The following is a 22,715-nucleotide window of genomic DNA, read 5'->3' as shown; positions in this document are numbered from 1 at the left end:
CTCCTCTGCCCGATCAGGCCCGGCGCCGTCGGAGTGAAGCGCTACCAGTGTCGCCACCCTAGTGGTCCTGGCCTGCCGGTCATGCAGCCGCCGGAGTGGCTCGGGATGATCCCGGGCGGAGGTGGATCCGGTGCAGCTCGAGTTCGGGATCGTCCTGGGTGTCCTCGCCGTCGCCGCCGTCACCACGGTCGGGGCACGGCTGCGGATCGCCGGGCCGCTCCTGCTGGTGGTGCTCGGCGGCGCCGCGAGCCTGGTCCCCGGCATGCCCGCCGTCACGGTGCCGCCCGAGGTGCTGCTGACCGCCGTGCTGCCGCCGCTGCTGTACGCCTCGGCGGCGGCGATGCCGGCCATGGACTTCCGGCGGGAGTTCCGTCCGGTCAGCGGATTCGCGGTGGTCCTCGTGGTCGCCACGAGCGTGGCACTCGGCCTCTTCTTCGCCGTGGTACTGCCTGGGATCGGCTTCGGCTGGGGACTCGCGCTCGGAGCGATCCTGAGCCCGACCGATGCCGTCGCGACGACCATCGTCAAACGACTGGGCGCCCCCGAACGCGTGGTCGCCGTGCTCGAGGGCGAGGGACTGCTCAACGACGCCAGCGCCCTCGTGCTGCTCCGGGCCGCGGTCGTCGGGGCGGGCGCCACCCTCTCGGTGTGGGGCGTCGTCGGCGACTTCGCGCTCGCCGTGGCGATCGCCGCCGTCGTGGGATTTGTGGTCGCCCACGTCGTCGTCATGGTGCGGGCCCGCATCTCCGACGCCTACGTCAGCAGCCTGGTCTCCTTCACGACGCCGTTCCTCGCGTCCCTGCCGGCCGAGGCGGCGGGCGCGTCGGGACTGGTCGCTGCGGTCGTCGCCGGACTGGTCACGGGGCACCACTCCCCCCGGGTGCTGCCGCCCGTGCACCGCGTCGTCGACACCCAGAACTGGCGCACCGTCGAGGTCCTGGGCGAGGGCGCCCTGTTCCTGCTCATGGGCCTGCAGCTGTCCCGGCTGCTCGCCGACGTGCCCGACGACCGCACCGCGACCAGCACCCTCGTCGTCGCCTGCGCGGGCGCCTGGGTGATCACGGTGGCCGTCCGGGCGGCCTACACCGCCCCGGTCCTCTACCTGCTGCACCGGCAATCACGGAGCGTCGAGCGGATGCGGCCGCAGATGACCGACTTCCAGACCCGGCTGGACGACCCGACGGCGATGGGCGACCGGTGGGAGCGCCGGCCGCCCTCGGAACGCCGTCTCGACCGGATCCGGACGCGGGTGCGCCGCAGCCTCGCCGACATCGACCACCTGCTCGCCCACCCGCTCGGATTCCGCGAGGGCACCGTGGTGGTCTGGGCGGGCATGCGCGGCGCGGTGACCGTCGCCGCCGCGCAGACCCTGCCCGAGTCCACGCCCCAGCGCTCGGTCCTGGTTCTGATCGCCTTCGTGGTCGCCGCGACGTCGCTGCTGGTCCAGGGTGGTCTCCTGCCGGTCGTCGTACTGCGGGTGCTGCGACCGGATCCCGCCAGGGGCACCGTGGACGACGAGGCCACGGTGCAGGAACGCCAGGCGCTGCTGGACCTGTTGACGCGGGCGGCCGACACCGTTCCGGCACCGCCCGACGACCCGGAGCGCGAGCAGGGCGGCGGCAAGGCCTACGGGCTCGCCGTGTACGAGGCCCAGCGCACGGCGCTGCTCGACGCCCGCGACGACGGGCTGTTCAGCGCCGCCGCGCTCGCGTCCGCGTTGGACGCGGTCGACGTCGCCCAGATCGGGCTGGAGATGCGGAGCGGGCCCGCGACGCCCGCCGGCGCCGACCCGCCGTCGTGAACCCGCCGTCGTGAACCGGGAGAATCCACCCGGTCTCGACCCTCGGGTGGAGGCGGGGACCACACCCCGCGGCGCACGATGAGAGTCCCCCACCGAGCGAGGTTCGCCATGACCGATCTGGACACCGCCCTGCCGCAGCTGCCCTTCGCCACCCCCGATCCGCTCGGCCTCGCGCCGGAGCTCGCGTCGCTGCGGGAGCACGCACCGATCACCCGGGTGCGGACGCGGACCGGCGACGAGGCGTGGCTCGTCACCTCCTACGAGCAGGTGCGGGCGCTGCTCGCCGACCCCCGACTGGGTCGCTCGCACCCCGAGCCCGAGAAGGCGGCGCGGCTGCACGACGGGATGCTGCTCGGTGGGCCGAGCGGGGATCCGGAGCACGAGCAGGAGTTCCACCAGCGGATGCGCCGGCTCCTGGCACCCGCGTTCTCCGCGCGCCGCATGCGGGCCCTCGACGACCACGTCCGCGAGCTCGTGGCGGGCCTGATCGACGACCTGCTGGCCCGCGAGCAGCCCGCCGACGTGCACGACGCCCTCTCCGTCCCGCTGCCCACGCTCGTGATCTGCGAGCTGCTCGGAGTGCCCTACGCCGACCGCGACCGCTTCCGGGGCTGGTCGGAGCAGGCCGGCTCGTTCGACGGGGAGTCGAGCCGGGCGGGCATCACCGCGCTCGGGACCTACGTCTACGGCCTGCTCGCCGAGAAGCGGGAGCACCCCGGCGAGGACGTCCTCTCCGACCTCGTCGCGGCCCAGCGCGAGGACCCGGCCCTGTCGGACATGATGGTCACCGGGATCGCGACCGCGCTGCTCTTCGCCGGCCACGAGACCACCGTGAACCGGATCGACGCCGGCGTCCTGCGGCTCTTCCCGCACGAGGGTCCGGCCCACTCCGTGCCCGACGACGACGTCGCCGGCTTCGTCGAGGAGCTCCTGCGGATGCCCGTACCCGGGGGCGGTCGGGGCGGCGGCCTGATCCGCTACGCCAACACCGAGGTCGCCGTCGGCGACGTCGTCGTCGCACCCGGCGACGCCGTCGTGCTCTCCATCGGCGCCGCTAACCAGGACCCGTCGGTCTTCGACGCGCCCGGGACCCTCGACGAGACCCGCGCGCCGAACCCGCACCTGGGCTTCGGCCACGGGGCGCACCACTGCGTCGGCGCGAGCCTCGCCCGGGTCGAGCTGCGGGCGGTCTTCGCGGCGCTGACCGAGCGGGTCCCGAACCTCCGCGTGGCGGTGCCGCTCGACGAGCTCCGGCTGCGTCCGGACAGCCTGACCGGCGGCATCACGGAGCTGCCGGTCACGTGGTGAGGGGGTCGCGACGAGTCAGCGGAAGTCGCCGACGTGGTCGCGGGCCCACCGCGCGAAGGAGAGCGGCTCGCGGCCGAGGACCTCGCGCGCGACCGGGGTCGCCGGGGACTCCCCGTCGCGGCGGTTGCGGGCGATGAACGCCAGGATCGCGTCGACGGTCGCGGGATCTCCCGCAGCGCCGAACTTCTCGCGGGCGCGGTGCTCGTCGATCTCCTCGACGTGGATCGGCTCGCCCAGCGCCTCGCCGATCAGCTCGGCCTGACGGCGTTGGGTGAGCACCTCCGGGCCGGTGAGCAGGCCCGAGGGGTCCGCGGCGGCGCTGCCGGTGAGCGCGGCGACCGCGATGGCGGCGATGTCGGCCTCGTGGACCGGCGCCGAACGACTCTCCGGGTGGACGAGCTCGACGGTGCGGTCGCGGCGGATCGAGCGGGCCCAGTTCAGGGCGTTGCCGGCCAGGACCAGCGGCCGGATCGGGGTGACCCGGGGTGCGCAGCCGGCCAGGGCGCGTTCCATCTCGTCGTGCTCGGCCGCGATCGCGTTGCCGGCCACCGCCCAGGGCAGCAGCACGCTGCCGGAAGACAGCACGACGACGTGTCCGGTCCCGGCCCGTCGGATGGTCTCGGCGACGCCGGCCGCTCCCTTCTCGGGTGCGTAGAGGAACAGCCGGTCGGCGCCGGCGAGGGCCCGGGTGATCGAGTCCGGGTCGGCGAGGTCGGCCTGCACGACCTCGACCGCCGCCGGGAAGTCGGCGGTGGCGAGGTTCCGGACCGAGGCCCGGACGTGCTCGCCCCCGGCCAGCAGCCCCTCGACGACGTGCCGCCCGACCGCGCCCCGAGCACCGATCACCACGGTGGTCATGTCTCTCTCCCGCTCCCGCGGGGTGGGTCCCGCGCCACGCCCATCGTCGAACGCGCGACGTCGTCGCTACGGCGTCCGGAGTCGGAAGTGCTCGGGAATCGACATGCCGGGACGCACGACCGTCGGAACTCGACACCCGCCCGCCGTCTGCGGCCCGGACCGACCGGTGGGCAGTCCCTCCTCGGAAGGGCAAGGACCGTGGCGCAACCGAGTCACCGTGACTCGGTTGCGCCGCATCACTTCTGAGGTTGGAGCGTGCGGATCACCGGCGCGATCGCGTCCTCGGCCCCAGTAGCGTTGTGACCCACGTCACTCATCGGCCGCGACGGATTCTCCCGCGACGACGGGTCTCGATGTGGACCGAGACCGCCGCCCCGTGGGGAGTCCTCCGATGTCCGCAACCACCACCGCCGTCGTCACCGGCGCCAGCCGCGGTTTCGGCCGCGCGATCGCGGCCGCGCTCGTCGATGCCGGCACCGCCGTCGTCGGCATCGCCCGCGGCGAGCAGGACCTGTTCGCCGTCCGCGGCCAGCTCGGCGAGCCGTTCACACCCGTCGTCGGGGACGCCACCGACGAGGCCCTCGCGGAGACGATCCTCCGGGAGCACCGTCCCGGTCTACTCGTCCTCAACGCCGGCGCCGTGCCGCCCATGGCGCCGCTGTCCGAACAGACGTGGGAGTCGTTCAGCGTGCCCTGGCACGTCGACACCCGACAGGCGTTCGTCTGGACCCGGGCCGCCCTGCGCACGCCGCTGGCCCCGGGCAGCGTCGTCGTGTCGATCTCGAGCGGCGCGGCCCTCTTCGGCTCCCCGCTCAGCGGTGGATACGCGGGCGCCAACGCGACCGTCCGCCAGATGCGCGCCTACGCCGCCGGCGAGTCCGAGCGGGCCGACCTGGGACTCCGCTTCGTCACGCTGTTCCCGCAGATGACGCCGCTGGGAGGGGTCGGCGCGGTCGGAGTGGCCGGGTACGCGGCGCTCGAGGGCATCGACCCGGAGACGTTCGCGCAGCGCCGGGCGCCGCTGCTGACCCCGGAGGCCGTCGGCGCCGCGGTCGTCGAGGTCGCCAAGGACCCCAGCAGCGACCCGGAACTGCTGGTCACGGGGTCCGGCGTGCGGCCGGTCGAGTGACTCGAGGCAGTACCGTCAGCGCGGGAGGAGTCGCGATGGAGTTCAGCGCCGTGACCGAGCCGTACCGGCCGGAACTGCTCGCGCACTGCTACCGGATGCTCGGGTCGATCCACGACGCCGAGGACCTCGTGCAGGAGACCTACCTGCGGGGATGGCGGGCGTTCGGCGGGTTCGAGGGCCGCTCGTCGGTGCGGCGGTGGCTGTACGCGATCGCGACGCGGGCCGCCCTGACGGCGCTGGAGACCCGGTCGCGCCGACCCCTGCCCTCCGGGGCGGGCCCGCCGTCGGAGGACCACCGCATCGCGGTCGCGCCGCGCGAGCCGTCGGTGTCCTGGCTCCAGCCGGTGCCCGACGCGCTCCTGGCCGGCGACGACCCGGGCGCCGTGGCCGCGTCGAGGGCAGGGGTGCGCCTCGCGTTCGTCGCCGCACTCCAGTTCCTCACCCCGCGCCAACGGGCCGTGCTGACCCTGCGCGACGTGCTCGCCTTCCGGACCGCCGAGGTGGCCGAGATGCTGGGCACGACGGATGCGGCGGTCGACGGCACGTTGCGCCGCGCCCGGGCCCGGATGGGCGAGGCCGCGCCGGTCGCGGACGAGCTCGCCGAGCCGGAGGCCCCTGATGCGCGGGCCCTGCTCGAGGCCTACGTCGACGCGTTCACCCGCGCCGACACGTCGGAGCTGGTGGCGCTGCTGCGCGCCGACGTCGAGATGGAGATGCCCCCGACGCCCACGTGGTTCACCGGCCGGGACGCGGTGATCGGCTTCCTCGGCGCGCGGGTGCTCAGCCGGCCGGGGCAGTGGCGGATGGTGCCGACGGGCGCCAACGGGCAGCCCGCCTTCGTCGTCCGGCGCCGGACGGACGACGGCGGGGACGCGGCGTACGGGGTGCAGGTGCTGACGCTGACCGCCGGTCGGATCGCGCGCATCACGGCGTTCAACGACCCGGCGCTGGTGCCGACGTTCGAAGGGTCGCCCGCGGTGACCTGAACCCTCGGCCTCAGGCGTGGTGGATGGCGCGGACCCGGACGAGCGTCGGGTCGTACGCCTGCGCGAGCGCGGCGGCCTCGCCGATGTGCTCGCGGACCTCGGGGCGGGCCAGCGCCCTCTCGTAGGCCTCTTTACTGGCCCACTGCGCGTAGTTGATCACCCGGGTGCTGTCGAGGCTGGCGTGCAGGTTCGCGGACACGAAGCCGGGGTCGTCGACGAAGACCTCGGCGGTGGCGCGGTCGAGGGCGTCGACCAGCTCGGCCTGCCGCTCCGGCTCGACGGTGAAGATGTTGACGAGGGTGACCTGCTCGCCGTCGGTGTCGACGGTGATCGTCGTGGTGGGCATGGTGGCGCTCCTCGGTGTGTCAATGTGCTGACATGGGCGACGGTAGGCGCGGGCGTCGTCGTATGTCAAACTCCTGACATGGCCCAGCACACCACCGCCCCAGCCACCGCGATGCTCGGCTACCGACTCAAGCGCGCCGCGTCGGCGCTGCGCTCGCGGATGGACGAGGGCCTGCGGCCGCACGGGCTGACGGTGCCGCAGTACGCCACGCTGGAACTGCTCGACGCGCAGCCCGGCCTGTCCAACGCCGAGCTCGCCCGGGGCGCGTTCGTGACGCGGCAGTCGATGAACGTCGTGCTCCGCGGGCTGGCGGACGGGGGCCTCGTGCGGCGCGCGGAGGTGAGCGAGCACGGGCGTGCGCTGCCCACCCACCTGACCGACGACGGCCGGCGCCGGCTGGAGGCCGCCCGCGACGTCGTGTTCGCGCTCGACCGGCAGATGACCGCCGCGGTGCCCGGCCGCCGGCTCGCGGACCTGCTCACCGACCTCGACGCGATGGCCGCTGAGCTGGGTCGGTGATCTCGGTCGGGTCGGTGATCTCGATCGGGTCGGTGATCTCGGTCGGGTCGGTCAGGTCGTCGGGCGCAGCGCGATGAGGTTCATCGCGGTGAGGCTCAGCGGGCACCGGTCGTCCTCGGTGAGCAGGGAGACGTCGGTCCGCACGAGCCCGCGGTCCGGCTTGGATCGCGACACCCGAGCCTCGCGGACGGTGACCCGCAGCCGCACGGGGTCCCCGGGGCGCAGCGGGGTCGACCAGCGCAGCTCGTCCACGCCGGGCGAGGCCAGGCTCGCGACCGCCGAGATGTAGTGGTCGCAGTACATCCGCATCATCAGCCCGGCCGTCTGCCACCCGCTCGCGATGAGCCCGCCGAACGGGCCGGACTCGGCGGCCCACGTCGGGTCGGTGTGGATGCGCTGCGGGTCGTAGCGTGTCGCGTACTCGACGACCTCGTCCTCGTCGAGCGCGAGCCAGCCGTACTCGAACGTCTCGCCGGGCCGGTAGTCCTCGTACCAGCGGTCGTCGATCGGGCTGTCGAAGTCGCGCTCGCCGAGGACGCTGGTCGTGATGTGGGCGGACACCATGGCCGCGATCATGCCCCGGCGGCGGCCGTCCGCAATTCCGGAGCGAGGCCCGCCCCCGGAGCTTCTGACCGAGGTGCACCTTCGCTCAGGCCGGGACGGGGCGGGGCGGGGGCGGGGCGGAACCGGGTCAGAGGAGAGACGCGACCACGGCCACGTCGTCGGGCAGGCCCTGGATCGCGATCTCGTCGACGACGGTGCTCTCCCACCGGTCGAGGTCGCGCCGCACCTTGCCCACCGGCCCGATCAGCGCGATCTGCTCCACGACCGCCGTCGGGACAGCCGCCGCCGCGTCGTCCTTGCGCCCGGCCAGGTAGAGCTCCTGCACCCGCTCGGCGACGGCTCCGTGGCCCATGCGGACGAAGACGTCGTGGTGGAAGTTGGCCCCGCGCGCGCCCATCCCGCCCATGTAGAGCGCCAGCTCGGGCCGGATGCGGTCGGCCGCACGCTCGACGTCGTCGTCGATCACCACCGGCACCGTCGCCACGACCTCGAACCCGGCCGGACGCCCGCCCGGCCGCCGCGCGAAGCCCTCGTCGAGCGCGGCCCGGTAGAAGTCGTCGAAGGCCGGCGCGAAGAACATCGCCGCCCAGCCGTCGGCGATCTCTGCCGCGAGCGCGACGTTGCGCGGGCCTTCCGCGCCGAGGTGCACCGGCAACGCCTCCCGGTACGGGTGCAGCGACGAGCGCAGCGGCTTGCCCAGACCGTCCGGGTCGGCGGGGAGGCGGAAGAACTCGCCGTCGTACGCCACCGGCTCGCGACGGGCCAGCACGCGCCGGACGATCTCGACGTACTCCCGGGTGCGGGCGAGCGGCCGGGCGTAGGGCACGCCGTGCCAGCCCTCCGAGACCTGCGGGCCGGACGCCCCGAGGCCGAGCACGACGCGGCCCTCGCTCAGGTGGTCCAGCGTCGTCGCCGTCATCGCGGTGGCCGCGGGCGTGCGCGCCGGAATCTGGGCGACCGCCGCGCCGAGGCGGATCCGGCTCGTGTGCGCGGCACAGAACGCGAGCGGCGTGAACACGTCCGAGCCGTAGGCCTCCGCGAACCACAGCGAGGCGAACCCGGCGTCGTCGAGGGCACGCACCTTCCCGACGAGGTCCCGCGGCGGCCGGCCGGTGAAGTGCCCGACGTTGACCCCGATCCGCATGCGCTCAGACCCCGTCGTCGAACAGCTCGGCGTAGCGGGCCCGCAGCTTGTACTTGAGGACCTTGCCGCCGACGGTCTCGGGCAGCTCGTCGAGGAACACGACCGCCTTCGGGGTCTCGTAGCCCGCGAGCTTGCTCCGGCAGTGCCCGATGAGCTCCTCGGCGGTGACCTCGACGCCGGCGGCGGGCACGACGACCGCGGTCACCGCCTCGCCCCAGTGATCGTGCGGCAGGCCCACGACCGCGGCCCGCAGGACGCCGGGATGCTCGTAGAGCGCCGACTCGACGCGGAGGCTGGAGACGTTCTCGCCACCGGTCTTGACGATGTCCTTGATCCGGTCGACGACGACGCGCAGCCCGTCGGAGTCGAACGCGGCGCTGTCCCCGGAGTGGAACCAGCCGTCGCGGAACGCCTCGCGGGTCGCGGCCTCGTTCTTGTAGTAGCCGGCGGCCACGGTCGGCGTCCGGTACACGACCTCCCCCGGGACGCCGGGCTGGTCACGCAGCGAGTTCCCCTCCTCGTCGAAGACGTCGGAGGCGAGCAGCGGGCTCGGCAGGCCGACGTAGTTGACCACCGGAGCGGTCCGCGCGTAGGTCTCCGGCCAGCGCCGGGGCCAGAAGCGGTGGCAGGCGATCGCCTCGGTCTGACCGAAGATGCCCAGGACGACGAGGTCCTCGCCGGCGTGGTCGAGCAGCCTCGCGTGCGTCTTCGGCGGGAGCGCGCCCCAGCCGTAGACGAGGACGTCGAGGCAGCTGACGTCGTCGCCGGTGGTGTCGAACTCGCGGGTCAGGGCGCTGACGAACTGCGGCGAACCCGCCCACAGCGCCGTGATCCGGTCCTCGGTGATCGCCTTCGCGACGGCGTCCGGGGCCGGGCGCCGCCCGAGGACCAGCGTGCCGCCGGAGAGGAACGCGGAGAGCGCGAAGATCAGCTCGCCGACGTGGTAGATCATCGGCAGGAACGTGCCGACGCGCAGGTCGTTCTCGAGGCCACGGCCGCGCGTCAGCGACAGCGCGAAGTTCAGCGCCGCCAGGTAGCTGGCCGAGTGCGAGATCATCACGCCCTTCGGCATCGCGGTCGTACCGGAGGTGAACAGCATTTCCCAGATGTCGTCGCCGTGGATCTCGACATCGGGCTCCGAGACCGGTTGGTCGGCGACGAAGTCGGTGAACGACAGGCTGCCGGACACCGGTCCGCCGCCGACGGTGATCGTCACGCCCGCGGGGAGTCCGGCGTCCGCGAACGCCGCCTCGGCGCGGGGCCAGGTCTCGGCGTCGACGATGGCGATCGCCGGCTCGGCGTGGCCGACGAGATGGGTGATGACGTCCGGGGCGAGGTTCGGGTTCAGCGGCATCGCGACGAGGCCGGCCTTCGCGATGCCGATCTTCGCGATCCACGCCTCGACGGAGTTCTCGCAGAACAGGAGGACTCTGGTCGACGGTTCGAGACCGCGGGACAGCAGCGCGTGGGCGACCTGGTTCGCGAGGCGGTCCGCCTCGCGGTAGGTCAGCGACGCGAACCGGTCGTCGCCGTACGCCCCGGGCCGCCCGACGATCGCCTGCTGGTCCGGGTAGCTCCAGGTGAGCCGCTCGAACACGTCGCCGACCGAGGTCCGTTCCCAGCGGTGCACGGCCCGCCGGCCCCGGAGGGTCGTGACGTCGAAGGTGATGCTGTCGGTGTCCACGCTGTTCACCCGGGCCTCCCTGGCGCCACACTGTGATGTGCAGCATTCCCAGGCGGGGCCCGGCGGCGCAAGACCTCAGTTACTCGGATTCACTCTCGGCGCGAACGCGGAGCCCGAGGCAGCTCAGGCCCATCTCCCCGAGCAGCTCCGCGAGACGCGCGACGGGCAGCCCGCTGTGGTGGAAGAGCACCGCCTGCGTGGTGCCGAGCGCGGAGTGCACGACGACGCGCAGCTCCGCGTCCGAGAGCTCCCGGCGCAGCGGCGCGAGCGCGATCACCCACTCCTCGATGTAGTGGCGCTGCGCCCGTCGCAGCCGGCGGAGGTCCTCCTCGGGCAGGTGGTGCGCCTCGCGGTAGTAGACCCCGAGCAGCCGGCGCTCCTCGATCGCGAACCGCACGTGGTTGGCGACGAGGCGCTCGAGGGCCTCCCGGTCGTCCGCGGCGTCGGCGACGATCTCCGCCGCACTCCGCTCCTGCTCGTCCATCACCTGCTCCAGCAGGGCCGCGAGCAGCGCGGACTTGCTGTCGAAGTGGCGGTAGATGCCCGAGCCGACGATCCCGGCCGCCGCACCGATGTCGGCCATCCCGACGGCGTGGTAGCCGTGGGCGGCGATCAGTTCCGCGGCCGCGGCGAGGATGCGGTCCTTGCGGGCGGGGTCGCGTCGACGACGGGGCCGCGCGGCGCCGGTCTCCGTCGTCGGGTCGCCGACCTCGATCACCTCGGCCACGCCCGGGCCCGGCGCGGCGTTCGTGTCCGTGCCGGCAGCCACCTGGTCGGACGCCTCCGCCGCGGTCGTGGGGGATCCCCCTGCCGCCTCGACTGCCCCCACGTCCGTCCTCCTCGTTCGTCACCGCGACGGCGCCCGTCCTCGGCAGGGTCCCACCGGAGTGAACGGCAGTCTCATCGATTGCCTGCGGCAGCCCGGTTGCACCGTACCGCCTGCTCCCCGACGTCAGCGCCCATGAACCGCAAATCACCTCTGGCCAGTCGACCGCCGAGCCGCTAGCGTCCGCCGTCGAAGTGAACCGCCGATCACGTACCGCGCCGAGGAGCCGCCGTGGACTTCGTGGAGACCGACGAGCACCGGGACCTCCGGGCCGCCGTCGGGAAGGTGTCCGCCCCGTTCGGCGGCACCTACTACGTCGACCACGCCCGCCGTGGCGAGGAGTGCACCGAGCTCTGGCACGCGCTCGGTGACGCCGGCTACGTCGGGGTCTCGGTCCCGGAGGCCTACGGCGGCGGGGGCGGCGGGCTCGTCGAACTGGCGCTGGTCTGCGAGGAGACGGCGGCGCAGGGTGCGCCGATCCTGCTGCTGCTCGTCACCCACGCGATCTCCGCGGCGGTGATCGCGGAGTACGGCTCCGAGGAGCAGCGCAAGGAGTGGCTGCCCGGGCTGGCGAACGGCCGGGAGAAGGTGGTCTTCGCGATCACCGAGCCCGGCGCCGGGTCCAACACCCACCAGCTGGCCACGAAGGCGCGCCGTGAGGGCGACGAGTGGGTGATCCGCGGGGAGAAGTACTACATCTCCGGGGTCGACGACGCCGCGGCGCTGCTGCTGGTGGCGAAGACCGGCACCGACCCGCGCGGCAACGCCCAGCTCTCGCTGTTCCTCGTGCCCACCGACGCCCCGGGGCTGCAGAAGACCCCGCTCCCCGTCGACGTCATGCTCCCCGAGAAGCAGTTCACGCTGCACTTCGACGACGTCCGGCTGCCGGCCTCGGCCCTGGTCGGCGACGAGGGCCAGGGGTTCCGGCAGGTCTTCCACGGGCTCAACCCCGAGCGGATCACCGGCGCCGCGCTCTGCGTCGGGATCGCCCGCTACGCGCTGGCCCGCGCCGCGCGCTACGCGAACGAGCGTGAGGTCTGGGACCGGCCGATCGGTGCGCACCAGGGGGTCTCACACCCGCTCGCGAAGGCCCGCATCGAGACCGAACTGGCTGCCCTGATGACACGCAAGGCCGCTTGGCTGCACGACCGGGGCCTGCCCGCCGGCGAGGAGTCGAACATGGCCAAGTACGCCGCGGCCGAGGCCGCGATCGCCGCCGTCGACGCCGCCATGCAGACCCACGGCGGCAACGGCGTCGCCGCCGAGTTCGGCCTGCTCCCCTACTGGGGCCTCGCCCGGCTGCTCCGGATCGCCCCGGTCAACCGGGAGATGATCCTCAACTTCGTCGCCCAGCACGGCCTGGGCCTGCCCCGGTCCTACTGACCATCGCCCCGGGAGGAGCTCGCGATGGACCTGCAGCGGAATCTGGCCCGACGGGTCAACGTCGGCGACGCCCTCACCCGGTCCGCGGTCGCCCGGCCGGAGCACCTCGCCGTCGTGGACGGTCCGAGGCGGCTGACCTACGCCGCGTTCGACATCTGGGTCAATCGGCTCGCCCACGGCCTGCTCGCGCGGGGCTACGCGGCGGGCGACGCGCTCGCGCTGGCGTCCGGAAACAGCGCCGAGTTCCTCGCCGTGTACTACGCCTGCGCCAAGACCGGGGTGGTGTGCGTGCCGGTCAACCTCGGCTGGCGCCCCGACGAGGTCGCGTACGTCCTGGAGCACTCCGGCGCCCGCGGGATCGTCGTCGAGAGCCAGCTGCTCGGGCCGATCAGCGCGGCGATCGCGCAGGTCCCGACGGTCGCCGACGTCGTCGTCGCGCCCGGCACCGAGCCGGGCAAGATCGACGACGCCTTTCGGACGTCCAACGTCAGCAACGAGTCATTCCTGACACTGGACACGCTCGAGACCAGCGACGAGTCCCCGCCCGAGGTCGCCATCGACGACCGCGCGCCGCTGAGCTACCTCTACACCTCGGGCACCACGTCGTTCCCCAAGGGCGTCGTCGGGACGCACCTGGCGATCCACCTGGAGTCGATGTCCGCGGCGCTGGACTCGGGCTGGCGCCCGGACGACCGGTTCATCGCGATGATGCCGATGTTCCACACCGCGCAGCTCAACGCGTTCTGCACACCCGCGGTGACCGTCGGCGCGACGCTGTACGTCCACCGCGGCTTCGACCCGCAGCGCTTCCTCGACACCATCGAGCAGGAGAAGATCACGCAGGTCTTCGGGCTGCCGATGATGTACCGGGTGGCGCTGGAGCACCCGTCGTTCGGCGCCCGCGACCTGTCGAGCCTGCGGCGCGCGGTCTACGCGATGGCGCCGATGCCCGAGGCGCAGATCAAGGCCTGCCTCGACGGCTACGGGTGCGACTTCGCGCTGCTGTTCGGCCAGACCGAGATGTCGCCGATCACCACGCTGTTCCGGCCGGAGCACCAGCTCTCGCACGTCGGGGCGGTCGGGACGCCGCTGACCGGGGTGCAGGTCGGGATCATGGGTCCCGACGGCGAGCTCCTCGGACCGGGTGAGCTCGGCGAGATCGTCTACCGCGGCCCGTCCACGATGCAGGAGTACCTGCGCAACCCGGAGGCCACCGAGGCCGTGTTCGCGCACGGGTGGTTCCACTCCGGCGACGTCGGGCGGTTCGGGGACGACGGGGTGCTCTGGTTCGCCGACCGCTACAAGGACGTGATCAAGACCGGCGGCGAGAACGTCGCGTCGATCGAGGTCGAGCGTGCGGTGTACGACGCCGACCCGGCCGTCGCCGAGGTCGTCGTCGTGGGGCTGCCGCACGCCCGCTGGAGCGAGGCGATCACCGCCGTCGTCGTGCCGAAGCCCGGGACCACGCTCGATCCGGACCAGCTGACAACAGCCCTGCGGGACCGGCTCGACGGCTACAAGGTCCCGAAGGCCGTGATCGTCACCGAGGAGCTACCGAAGACCTCCACCGGAAAGATCCAGAAGAACGTCGTCCGGGACACCCACGCCGATCATTACGGAGGCCGCTAGGCATGGCCGTCCTGCAGTCACTGCTCGACACCGGCTCCGAGAGCTACGTCAGCAACCGGAAGAACCAGCTGGAGGTCATCGCCGCGCTCGACGAGCAGCTCGAGCTCGCCGTCGCCGGCGGCGGGGAGCGCTACCAGCAGCGTCACCGCGAGCGCGGCAAGCTGCCGGTCCGGGAACGGCTCGCGCTGCTGCTCGACCCCGACTCGCCCTTCCTCGAGCTCTCCGCGCTGGCCGCGTGGGGCACCGACTTCACCGTCGGCGCGTCGATCCTCACCGGGATCGGGGTGGTGTCCGGGGTCGAGTGCCTGATCATCGGCCACGACCCGACGGTGCGCGGCGGGGCGATGAACCCGTACTCGCTGCGCAAGACCCTGCGCGCGCTCGAGATCGCCCGGACCAACCGGCTCCCGGTGATCAACCTCGTCGAGTCGGGCGGAGCCGACCTCCCGACCCAGGCCGATCTGTTCGTCCCCGCCGGCCGGATCTTCCATGAGCTCACCGAGCTGTCCTCGATGGCGATCCCGACGATCGCGCTGGTGTTCGGCAACTCCACCGCCGGCGGGGCCTACGTGCCCGGGATGTGCGACTACGCCGTGCTCGTCGACCAGCGGGCGAAGGTGTTCCTCGGCGGCCCTCCGCTGGTGAAGATGGCGACCGGCGAGGAGTCCGACGACGAGTCGCTCGGCGGCGCCGAGATGCACTCCCGGACCTCGGGGCTCTCGGACTACTTCGCCACCGACGAGCGCGACGCGATCCGGCTCGGCCGCGAGATCGTGTCCCGGTTCCACTGGCGCAAGCTAGGCCCACCGCCGTCACCCCACGCGCCGGAACCGCGCTATGACCCGGAGGAGATCCTGGGGCTGATCCCGCCGGACACCAAGGTGCCGTTCGACCCGCGCGAGGTGCTCGCCCGCACCGTCGACGGCTCGGAGTTCGACGAGTACAAGCCGGTCTACGGGACGTCGCTGGTCACCGGCTGGGCGAACATCCACGGCTATCCGGTCGGCGTGCTCGCGAACCACCGCGGGGTGCTGTTCAGCGAGGAGGCCAAGAAGGCGAGCGAGTTCATCCTGCTCGCCAACCAGACCGACACCCCGTTGATCTTCCTGCAGAACACCACCGGCTACATGGTCGGCAAGGACTACGAGCAGGGCGGGATCATCAAGGACGGCGCCAAGATGATCAACGCGGTGACCAACAGCAAGGTCCCGCACCTGACGATCAACATGGCGTCGTCGTTCGGCGCCGGGAACTACGGCATGTCGGGGCGCGCCTACGACCCACGGCTGATGTTCGCCTGGCCGGGCGCCAAGCTCGCCGTCATGGGCGCGGCGCAGCTCGCCGGCGTCATGTCGATCGTCGGGCGGGCCTCGGCGGCCTCCCAGGGCAAGGCGTTCGACGAGGAGTCCGACGCCGCCCGGACGCGGGCGATCGAGGCGCAGATCGAGGCCGAGTCCCACAGCTTCTTCGTCTCCGGGAAGCTCTACGACGACGGCATCGTCGATCCCCGGGACACCCGCACCGTGCTCGGCATGTCGCTCTCGGCCGTGCACTCGACCACCGTCGAGGGCCGTCGCGGCTTCGGCGTCTTCCGGATGTGAACGGCATGACCACCTCCCCGTCGCTCCGCTCGCCCCGCATGCCCGAGAAGCAGGTCATGATCCAGAAACTGCTGGTCGCCAACCGCGGTGAGATCGCCGCCCGCGTCATGCGCACCGCGCACGCGCTCGGGATCGGTACGGTCGCGGTCTACTCCGATCCCGACGCCGACGCCCCGTTCGTCGCGCTCGCCGACGAGGCGGTGCGCCTGCCCGGTGCGTCCCCGTCCGAGACCTACCTGCGGTCCGACCTGGTGATCGCGGCCGCGCAGGCGACCGGGGCCGACGCCGTGCACCCCGGGTACGGCTTCCTCTCCGAGAACGCCGGGTTCGCGCGGGACTGCGCGGCGGCCGGGCTGACCTTCGTCGGGCCGAGCCCCGAGGCGATCGCGTCGATGGGGTCGAAGCTCGAGGCGAAGGCGCTCATGGGCGCGGCGGGCGTGCCGGTGCTGCCGGGCGCGACCGTCACCGACGACACCGACCTCGACGCCGTGGCCGAGAAGATCGGCTTCCCGGTGCTGGTCAAGGCCGCGTTCGGCGGCGGCGGGCGCGGGATGCGGATCGTGCGATCGTCGGCGGAGCTGGCCGACGCCGTCGACGGTGCCCGGCGGGAGGCGGCCTCCGCGTTCGGCGACGGCACGGTGTTCCTCGAGCGGTTCGTGGAGGACCCGCGCCACGTCGAGGTGCAGATCGTCGGGGACACCCACGGCGAGGTCGTCCACCTCTTCGAGCGCGAGTGCTCCATCCAGCGCCGCTACCAGAAGATCGTGGAGGAGAGCCCCTCCCCCGCGGTCGACGACGCGCTGCGCGCCGAGCTCGGGGCCGCCGCCGTCGCCGCGGGGAAGGCGATCGGCTACACCGGCGCCGGGACCGTCGAGTTCGTGCTGGATCACGATGGGCAGTTCTTCTTCCTGGAGGTCAACACCCGGCTGCAGGTCGAGCACCCGGTCACCGAGCTGGTCACCGGGCTGGACCTGGTGGCGCTGCAGCTGCGGGTCGCCGAGGGACACCCGCTGCCGGCCGAGGTGACGGGCGCCCGGATCGACGGCGCCGCGATCGAGGTCCGCCTCTACGCCGAGGACGTGCCGGCCGGGTACCTCCCCGCGACCGGCACGCTGCACCGGTTCGCGATGCCCGACCTGCCCGGCCTGCGCGTCGACTCCGGGGTGACCGACGGCTCCGTCGTGAGCCCGCACTACGACCCGATGCTCGCCAAGGTCATCGCCCACGGCGGCACCCGCGCCGAGGCCGCCCGGACCCTCGCCCGCGCGCTCGCGCAGGCGGGCATCCACGGCGTCACGACCAACCGCGACCTGCTCGTCGGCATCCTGCGCGACGACGAGTTCCTCGCCGGCGGCACCGACACCGGCTACCTGCCCCGCCACCCGGAGCTCGTCACCCCGGAGCCCGACGACGGCGAGCCGGTGCGGGCGGTGGCGGCCGCGCTCGCGCTGCAGGCCGAGCACCGGCGCGACGCGAAGGTCCTCAGGGGCCTGCCCTCGGGCTGGCGCAACGTCGGCGGTCCCCCGCAGTCGGTGAGCTACACCGTCGGCGACCGGACGCTCGAGGTGAGCTACGCGTTCCGTCGCGAGGGCCTGGCGGCCCATGTGAACGGATCTGGTCGTCTGGACGACGAAATTCGTTCACATGGTGCGGCGCCGCATTCGGTGACGTTGGAGACGTCGGGAGTGCGCCGCACCTACGCAATCCACCGCGCCGACGGCCACACCTTCGTCGACGGTCCCGACGGGTCCAGCGCCTTCACCGACGTCCCCCGCTTCGCCGACCCCAACGCCGTCGCGCACGCCGGGTCGTTGCTCGCGCCCATGCCCGGGACGGTCGTGCGGGTCTTGGCGTCGACCGGGGACAGCGTCACGGCCGGGGCGGCGCTCGTCGTACTCGAGGCGATGAAGATGGAGCACACGGTGGCAGCGCCGGTCGACGGCGTCGTCGGGGAGCTGCACGTGTCCCCGGGTGACCAGGTCGAGACACGCCAGGTGCTCGCCGTCGTGGAGGACCCGGCAGAAGTGACCGACGCCCGAGGAGCCACCGCATGAACATCGCCGTGCTGCTGCGCCGGGCCGCGGCGGATCATGCCGACGACGTGGCCGTGCGTCTCGGCGAGGAGGAGGTCACCTACGCCGAGCTGGCCGTCCGGGCCGGCCGGTTCGCCGCGTTCCTGCGGGCCTCCGGCGTCGCCCCGGGCGAGCGCGTCGGGTTCCTGCTGCCGAACGTGGTCGAGTACGTCGTCGGGCTCCTCGGGACGTGGCAGGCGGGGGCGGTCGGCGTGCCGCTCAACTGCCTCTTCCCGGACGCGCCGCTACGCCACGCCGTCACCGACGCGGGCTGCCGGCTGCTCGTCGTGCCACCCGACGACGTCGAGCGCGTCGAGCGGGTGCTGGAGGGCGCGACCCCCGAGCTCCTGACCACGGGCCCGGAAGGGACGTTCGCCCGGGCGCTGGCCACGAACCCCCCGACCGACGAGGTGGTGCCGCGGCTCGACCACGACGACGCGCTGCTGATGTACACCTCGGGCTCGACCGGGGTGCCCAAGGGCGTCCGGCAGACGCACCGCAACGTCGCCGCGGAGGCCGACGGGGCGATCGAGTTCTACGGCATCACCGGCGCCGACCACGTGCTCAACTGCATGCCGATGTTCCACGTCGGTGGCCTGCAGCTGGCGTCGCTGCCGCTGCTGCTGCGCGGCGGACAGATCACGTTGATGCCGCGCTGGGACGTCGAGAAGTGGCTGGAGCTCGCGCAGCGGCTGCGGCCGACCGTCGGCGGGCTGATCTCGACGATGATGATCGACGTCGGGAACCGGACCGCCCGGCAACCGGTCGGACTCGACTCGTTCCGGTTCTGCATGTTCGGCGGCTCGCGGACCCCGACGGCGGCGATCGAGCGGCTCGAGCACGGCACCGGCATCCCCGGCACCGAGATCTACGGCCAGACCGAGCAGAACGGCCTCGTCGTCACCTACCACCCGGGCGAGAAGCGCCGGCCCGACTCGATGGGCCGGCCGCTGGCGCAGATCGTCGCGACGCGGCTGGTCCCGGTGGACGGCCGGGAGACGGAGCGGAGCGGAGCTGGACCCGAAGACACTGCGGACCTGGAGCCGGGCGACCCCGGCGTCGGGGAGCTCTGGGTGCACGGCGACGCGGTCACGCCCGGCTACTGGCGGCTCGAGGCCCCGGAGAAGTGGGCGGTCGACGACGACGGGCGCCGCTGGTTCCGGACCGGCGACCTCATGTCCCGCGACACCGACGGCTACCTCTACTACGTCGACCGCATCGACGACATGATCGTCTCCGGCGGCGAGAACATCTTCCCGCAGATGGTCGAGGAGCACCTGGCCGACCATCCCGACCTCGCCGAGGTCGCCGTCATCGGCACCGCCCACGACCGCTGGGTGGAGCAGGTGACCGCCGTCGTCGTCCCGAACCGGCCCGGCGTCACCGTCGAGGCCCTCGACCAGTGGTGCCAGGTCCACCCCGACCTGCGGGGCATGCACCGGCCCCGGCGCATCGAGATCGTCGACGCGCTGCCGCGCACCGGCAGCGGGAAGCTGAACCGACCCGAGCTGCGGAGGATCTTTCCTTGATGGGCGACACGAAGCGCAGCGGAGCTGGCGCGCCGGAGGCCGGACACAGCGTGGTGACCTACGAGGTCGTCGACGGCGTCGCCTGGTTGACCATCGACCGTCCGGACGCGCGCAACGCGCTCAGCAAGGACGTGCGCGACGGGCTGTGGGAGGGGACCCACCGCTTCGTCGCCGACGACGCGGCCGCGGTCCTCGTCCTGACCGGGGCCGGGGAGAAGGCGTTCTGCGCGGGCGGCGACCTCAAGGAGATGGCCGAGACCTCTCTGGAGATCCCGCCGCCGGACTTCCTGCCGCAGTTCGGGCGCAACGTCGACATGCCGAAGCCGACGATCGCCGCGGTCAACGGTGTCGCCTACGCCGGCGGGTTCCTGCTCGCGCAGCAGTGCGACCTGGTCGTGGCCGCCGAGCACGCCCGGTTCGCGGTGTCGGAGGTGAAGGTCGGTCGGGGGTCGCCATGGGCCGCCCCGCTGTCGTGGCTGGTCCCGCCGCGGGTGGCCCTGGAGATCCTGCTGACCGGCGACCCGCTCGACGCGGCCCGGGCCCACGAGGTGGGGCTGGTCAACCGCGTCGTCGCGGCCGTCGAGCTGCGCGAGCAGGCCCAGCAGCTCGCGACGCGGATCGCGTCGAACGCCCCGCTCTCGGTCCGGGCGGCCAAGCGGACGGCGTACCTGTCGGCGGAGTCGTCGTTGGCCGAGGCCTACGACCGCGCCGAGGACATCTGGGCGCCGGTCTACCGGTCGGCCGACGCGCAGGAGGGGCCGACGGCCTTCCGCGAGAAGCGCACGCCGGTCTGGACGGGGAGGTAGCCGCGATGCCGGTGTCGATGACGGCGCTGTGCGACGAACTGGCGGCGGAGTCCGCTGATCTACGCCGCGTGCTCGCGGGCCTGACCGAGGACGACTGGCGGCGGGACACCCCCGCCGTGGGGTGGACGATCGCCGACCAGGTCTCCCACCTCGCCTACTTCGACGACGTCGCGCTGCGCTCGGCGACCGACCCCGAGGCGTTCACCGCCGAGAAGGACGCGATGGACGCCGAGGGCGGCGTCAACCCGGACAGCATCGCGGCGCCGTTCCACGATCTGCCCGGCCACGAGCTGCTGGCCTGGTTCGACGACGCCCGGGGCCGGCTGATCGCGGGGTTCCGCGACCTCGAGCCCGGCCTGCGGGTGCCGTGGTTCGGGCCGGCGATGAGCGCCGCGTCGTCGCTGACGGCGCGGATCATGGAGACCTGGGCCCACGGCCAGGACGTGTTCGACACCGTCGGCGCCGTCCACGAGCCCTCGTCACGGCTGCGGCACGTCGCGCACATCGGGGTCGGCGCACGGCCGTTCAGCTACGCCGCCCACGAGCGCCCGATGCCCGAGGTGCCGGTGCGGGTCGAGCTGGTCGCGCCGGACGGGTCGACCTGGGCGTGGGGGCCGGAGGACGCCGCCGATCGGATCACCGGCCCGGCGCTCGACTTCGCGCTGCTCATCACCCAGCGCCGGCACCGGGACGACCTCCGGTTGACCGTCGTCGGGGACGCGGCGCAGGAGTGGGCGGAGATCGGTCAGGCCTTCGCGGGTGACGCCGGGACCGGCCGGGCGCCGCTCGGTACTCGACAGACGGGAGGTGTCCGGTGACCCGGGCGATCCGGATCGGCAACATCTCGGGCTTCTACGGCGACCGGCTCGGTGCCGCGCGGGAGATGCTCGACGGCGGGTCGGTTGATCTCTTGTGCGGCGACTACCTGGCCGAGCTCACGATGCTCATCCTCGCGAAGGCGCAGGCCAAGGACCCCGACGGCGGGTACGCCAAGACGTTCCTGACCCAGATGCAGGACGTGCTGGCCGACTGCGTCGCCCGCGGCGTCAAGGTCGTCTCCAACGCCGGCGGGCTCAACCCGGCGGGGCTCGCCGCCGCGATCACCGAGCTCGGCACCGGCGCCCGGGTCGCGTACGTCGAGGGCGACGACCTGCGTGGGTCGCTCGAGGAGATCACCCCCGCCGTCGTCGGCAAGCCGGTCTCGGCGAACGCCTACTTCGGCGGCTGGGGCATCGCCGAGGCGCTGGCCGCGGGCGCGGACGTCGTCGTCACCGGGCGGGTCACCGACGCCTCGCTCGTCGTCGGGCCGGCGGCCTGGTGGCACGGGTGGGGCCGGGAGGACTTCGACGCGCTGGCCGGCGCGGTCGTCGCGGGCCACGTCATCGAGTGCGGCCCGCAGGCGACCGGCGGGAACTACGCGTTCCTCGACGAGGTCACCGACCGCCGCTATCCCGGGTTCCCGATCGCCGAGGTGGCCGCGGACGGCTCGTCGGTGATCACCAAGCATCCAGGGACGGGCGGCCTGGTCTCGGTGGGCACGGTGACCGCGCAGCTGCTCTACGAGATCGCGGCGCCCGCCTATCTCGGCCCGGACTGCACGACCCACTTCGACAGCATCTCGCTGTCGCAGGAGGGCGAGGACCGGGTGCGGATCGCCGGGGTGCGGGGGTCGGCGCCGCCGGAGACGCTGAAGGTCGCGCTGAACGAGTCCGGCGGCTACCGCAATTCGATGACCCTGGTGCTGACCGGGCTCGACATCGAGGCCAAGGCCGCGTTCGCCGAGCAGCTGTTGTTCGAGGTGCTCGGCGGGCGGGACCGGTTCGCCGAGGTCGACGTCCGGCTGCTGCGCTTCGACTCACCGGACGCCCCGTCGAACGCCGAGGCCACCGCGCACCTGCGGATCACCGTGAAGGACCCCGACCCGCGGGTCGTCGGCCGGACCTTCTCGAACGCGACGATGGAGCTCGCGCTCGGCGGGTACGCCGGGTTCCACACCACCACCCCGCCGAGCGCGGAGTCGGCCTTCGGCGTCTACCACCCGGCCGCGGTCCCCCGCTCGGCCGTGACGCAGACCGTGGTGCTGCCGGACGGGTCGCGGTCGGTCGTGGCGGATCCGCCCACCCCCGTCAGCGATGCGGCGTCACAGACGCTGAACATCCCCAACTCCACATCCTCGAATCCGCCCACCGGCCCGACGACGCGGGCCCCAATCGGCCGCATCGTCGGCGCCCGCTCCGGCGACAAGGGCGGCGACGCGAACATCGGCGTCTGGACCCGCACCGACGAGGAGTACGCGTGGCTACGCGGGTTCCTGACCGTCGAGCGGGCCCGGGAGCTGCTCGGCCCGGAGGTCGCGGAGCTCGACATCGAGATCCACGAGCTGGCCAACCTGCGCGCGCTCAACGTCGTCGTGCACGGGATCCTGGGCGACGGCGTGGCGTCCTCGGTGCGCCCCGACCCGCAGGCCAAGGGGCTGGGCGAGTACCTGCGCAGCCGGGTCGTCGACGTCCCGGAGTCGCTGCTGCCATGA

The 22,715-nt window shown here is 73.1% G+C and carries 19 protein-coding genes; 13 read left to right on the top strand and 6 right to left on the bottom strand.

The features are described 5' to 3' along the window. Positions 1-130 precede the first annotated feature (130 nt). Both LQ327_RS16235 and LQ327_RS16230 read left to right on the top strand, forming a co-directional pair. Positions 131-1,801 carry a cation:proton antiporter gene (locus tag LQ327_RS16235; RefSeq protein ID WP_230735496.1) on the top strand — a complete coding sequence of 557 codons (1,671 nt, stop codon included), beginning with the start codon at positions 131-133 and terminating at the stop codon, positions 1,799-1,801. A gap of 108 nt (positions 1,802-1,909) precedes the next feature. Then, positions 1,910-3,109, top strand: coding sequence for a cytochrome P450 (locus LQ327_RS16230; RefSeq protein ID WP_230735494.1), 1,200 nt, complete (start codon positions 1,910-1,912; stop codon positions 3,107-3,109). Positions 3,110-3,124: 15 nt separating this feature from the next. On the opposite strand, the gene LQ327_RS16225 is transcribed toward LQ327_RS16230, so the two are convergent. Further along, a complete protein-coding gene (locus tag LQ327_RS16225; RefSeq protein ID WP_230735491.1) occupies positions 3,125-3,967 on the bottom strand; it encodes an NAD(P)H-binding protein in 843 nt (280 codons plus the stop codon). 391 nt (positions 3,968-4,358) lie between these two features. Here LQ327_RS16225 and LQ327_RS16220 point away from each other — a divergent pair, with 391 nt between their 5' ends. Both LQ327_RS16220 and LQ327_RS16215 read left to right on the top strand, forming a co-directional pair. Next, positions 4,359-5,096 (top strand): SDR family oxidoreductase, encoded by a 738-nt coding sequence (locus LQ327_RS16220; protein ID WP_230735489.1) that lies wholly within the window; start codon positions 4,359-4,361, stop codon positions 5,094-5,096. Then, the gene (locus LQ327_RS16215) at positions 5,093-6,082 is read left to right on the top strand and encodes an RNA polymerase subunit sigma-70 (RefSeq protein ID WP_308286327.1); all 990 of its coding nucleotides are present in this window, start codon (positions 5,093-5,095) and stop codon (positions 6,080-6,082) included. The genes LQ327_RS16220 and LQ327_RS16215 overlap by 4 nt, the downstream gene beginning before the upstream one ends. Before the next feature lie 10 nt (positions 6,083-6,092). Here LQ327_RS16215 and LQ327_RS16210 read toward each other — a convergent pair whose 3' ends face one another. Next, on the bottom strand, positions 6,093-6,428 hold the full coding sequence (locus LQ327_RS16210) for an antibiotic biosynthesis monooxygenase family protein (protein WP_230735485.1): 336 nt from the start codon (positions 6,426-6,428) through the stop codon (positions 6,093-6,095). Between the two features lie 78 nt (positions 6,429-6,506). Between LQ327_RS16210 and LQ327_RS16205 the strand changes: the two genes are divergently transcribed. Next, positions 6,507-6,947, top strand: coding sequence for a MarR family winged helix-turn-helix transcriptional regulator (locus LQ327_RS16205; protein ID WP_230735483.1), 441 nt, complete (start codon positions 6,507-6,509; stop codon positions 6,945-6,947). Between the two features lie 51 nt (positions 6,948-6,998). Here the strand turns inward: LQ327_RS16205 and LQ327_RS16200 are convergent, their stop codons facing one another. The 4 genes from LQ327_RS16200 to LQ327_RS16185 all read right to left on the bottom strand — a co-directional run bounded on the left by LQ327_RS16200 (position 6,999) and on the right by LQ327_RS16185 (position 11,168). Further along, positions 6,999-7,511, bottom strand: a complete 513-nt coding sequence (locus LQ327_RS16200; RefSeq protein WP_230735481.1) for a MaoC family dehydratase — start codon at positions 7,509-7,511, stop codon at positions 6,999-7,001. Between the two features lie 127 nt (positions 7,512-7,638). Further along, positions 7,639-8,655 (bottom strand): LLM class F420-dependent oxidoreductase, encoded by a 1,017-nt coding sequence (locus LQ327_RS16195; protein ID WP_230735480.1) that lies wholly within the window; start codon positions 8,653-8,655, stop codon positions 7,639-7,641. A gap of 4 nt (positions 8,656-8,659) precedes the next feature. Then, positions 8,660-10,348 (bottom strand): AMP-binding protein, encoded by a 1,689-nt coding sequence (locus LQ327_RS16190; protein ID WP_230735478.1) that lies wholly within the window; start codon positions 10,346-10,348, stop codon positions 8,660-8,662. 70 nt (positions 10,349-10,418) lie between these two features. Further along, complete coding sequence (locus LQ327_RS16185; protein ID WP_308286326.1) at positions 10,419-11,168, bottom strand: TetR/AcrR family transcriptional regulator; 750 nt, start codon at positions 11,166-11,168, stop codon at positions 10,419-10,421. A gap of 228 nt (positions 11,169-11,396) precedes the next feature. On the opposite strand from LQ327_RS16185, the gene LQ327_RS16180 reads away from it, so the two are divergent. Genes LQ327_RS16180 through LQ327_RS16145 form a run of 8 tightly spaced genes read left to right on the top strand, consistent with a single transcriptional unit; the run spans position 11,397 to position 22,715 of the window. Further along, positions 11,397-12,548 (top strand): acyl-CoA dehydrogenase family protein, encoded by a 1,152-nt coding sequence (locus tag LQ327_RS16180; protein WP_230735476.1) that lies wholly within the window; start codon positions 11,397-11,399, stop codon positions 12,546-12,548. Positions 12,549-12,572: 24 nt separating this feature from the next. Next, a complete protein-coding gene (locus LQ327_RS16175) occupies positions 12,573-14,177 on the top strand; it encodes an AMP-binding protein (RefSeq protein ID WP_230735475.1) in 1,605 nt (534 codons plus the stop codon). 2 nt (positions 14,178-14,179) lie between these two features. Beyond that, complete coding sequence (locus tag LQ327_RS16170; protein ID WP_230735473.1) at positions 14,180-15,778, top strand: acyl-CoA carboxylase subunit beta; 1,599 nt, start codon at positions 14,180-14,182, stop codon at positions 15,776-15,778. A 56-nt stretch (positions 15,779-15,834) separates the two neighbouring features. Next, on the top strand, positions 15,835-17,832 hold the full coding sequence (locus LQ327_RS16165) for an acetyl/propionyl/methylcrotonyl-CoA carboxylase subunit alpha (protein WP_230736228.1): 1,998 nt from the start codon (positions 15,835-15,837) through the stop codon (positions 17,830-17,832). Beyond that, positions 17,829-19,379, top strand: coding sequence for a class I adenylate-forming enzyme family protein (locus LQ327_RS16160; protein WP_230735470.1), 1,551 nt, complete (start codon positions 17,829-17,831; stop codon positions 19,377-19,379). The genes LQ327_RS16165 and LQ327_RS16160 overlap by 4 nt, the downstream gene beginning before the upstream one ends. Continuing rightward, on the top strand, positions 19,379-20,185 hold the full coding sequence (locus LQ327_RS16155) for an enoyl-CoA hydratase/isomerase family protein (RefSeq protein ID WP_230735468.1): 807 nt from the start codon (positions 19,379-19,381) through the stop codon (positions 20,183-20,185). Before LQ327_RS16160 ends, LQ327_RS16155 begins: the two co-directional genes overlap by 1 nt. A 5-nt stretch (positions 20,186-20,190) precedes the next feature. Continuing rightward, positions 20,191-21,003, top strand: coding sequence for a TIGR03084 family metal-binding protein (locus LQ327_RS16150; protein ID WP_230735466.1), 813 nt, complete (start codon positions 20,191-20,193; stop codon positions 21,001-21,003). Beyond that, complete coding sequence (locus LQ327_RS16145) at positions 21,000-22,715, top strand: acyclic terpene utilization AtuA family protein (RefSeq protein WP_230735464.1); 1,716 nt, start codon at positions 21,000-21,002, stop codon at positions 22,713-22,715. Before LQ327_RS16150 ends, LQ327_RS16145 begins: the two co-directional genes overlap by 4 nt.

The sequence above is a fragment of the Actinomycetospora endophytica genome, from assembly GCF_021026375.1.
GTDB classification, from domain to species: domain Bacteria; phylum Actinomycetota; class Actinomycetes; order Mycobacteriales; family Pseudonocardiaceae; genus Actinomycetospora; species Actinomycetospora endophytica.
This window is presented reverse-complemented; position numbering and strand designations above follow the sequence as displayed.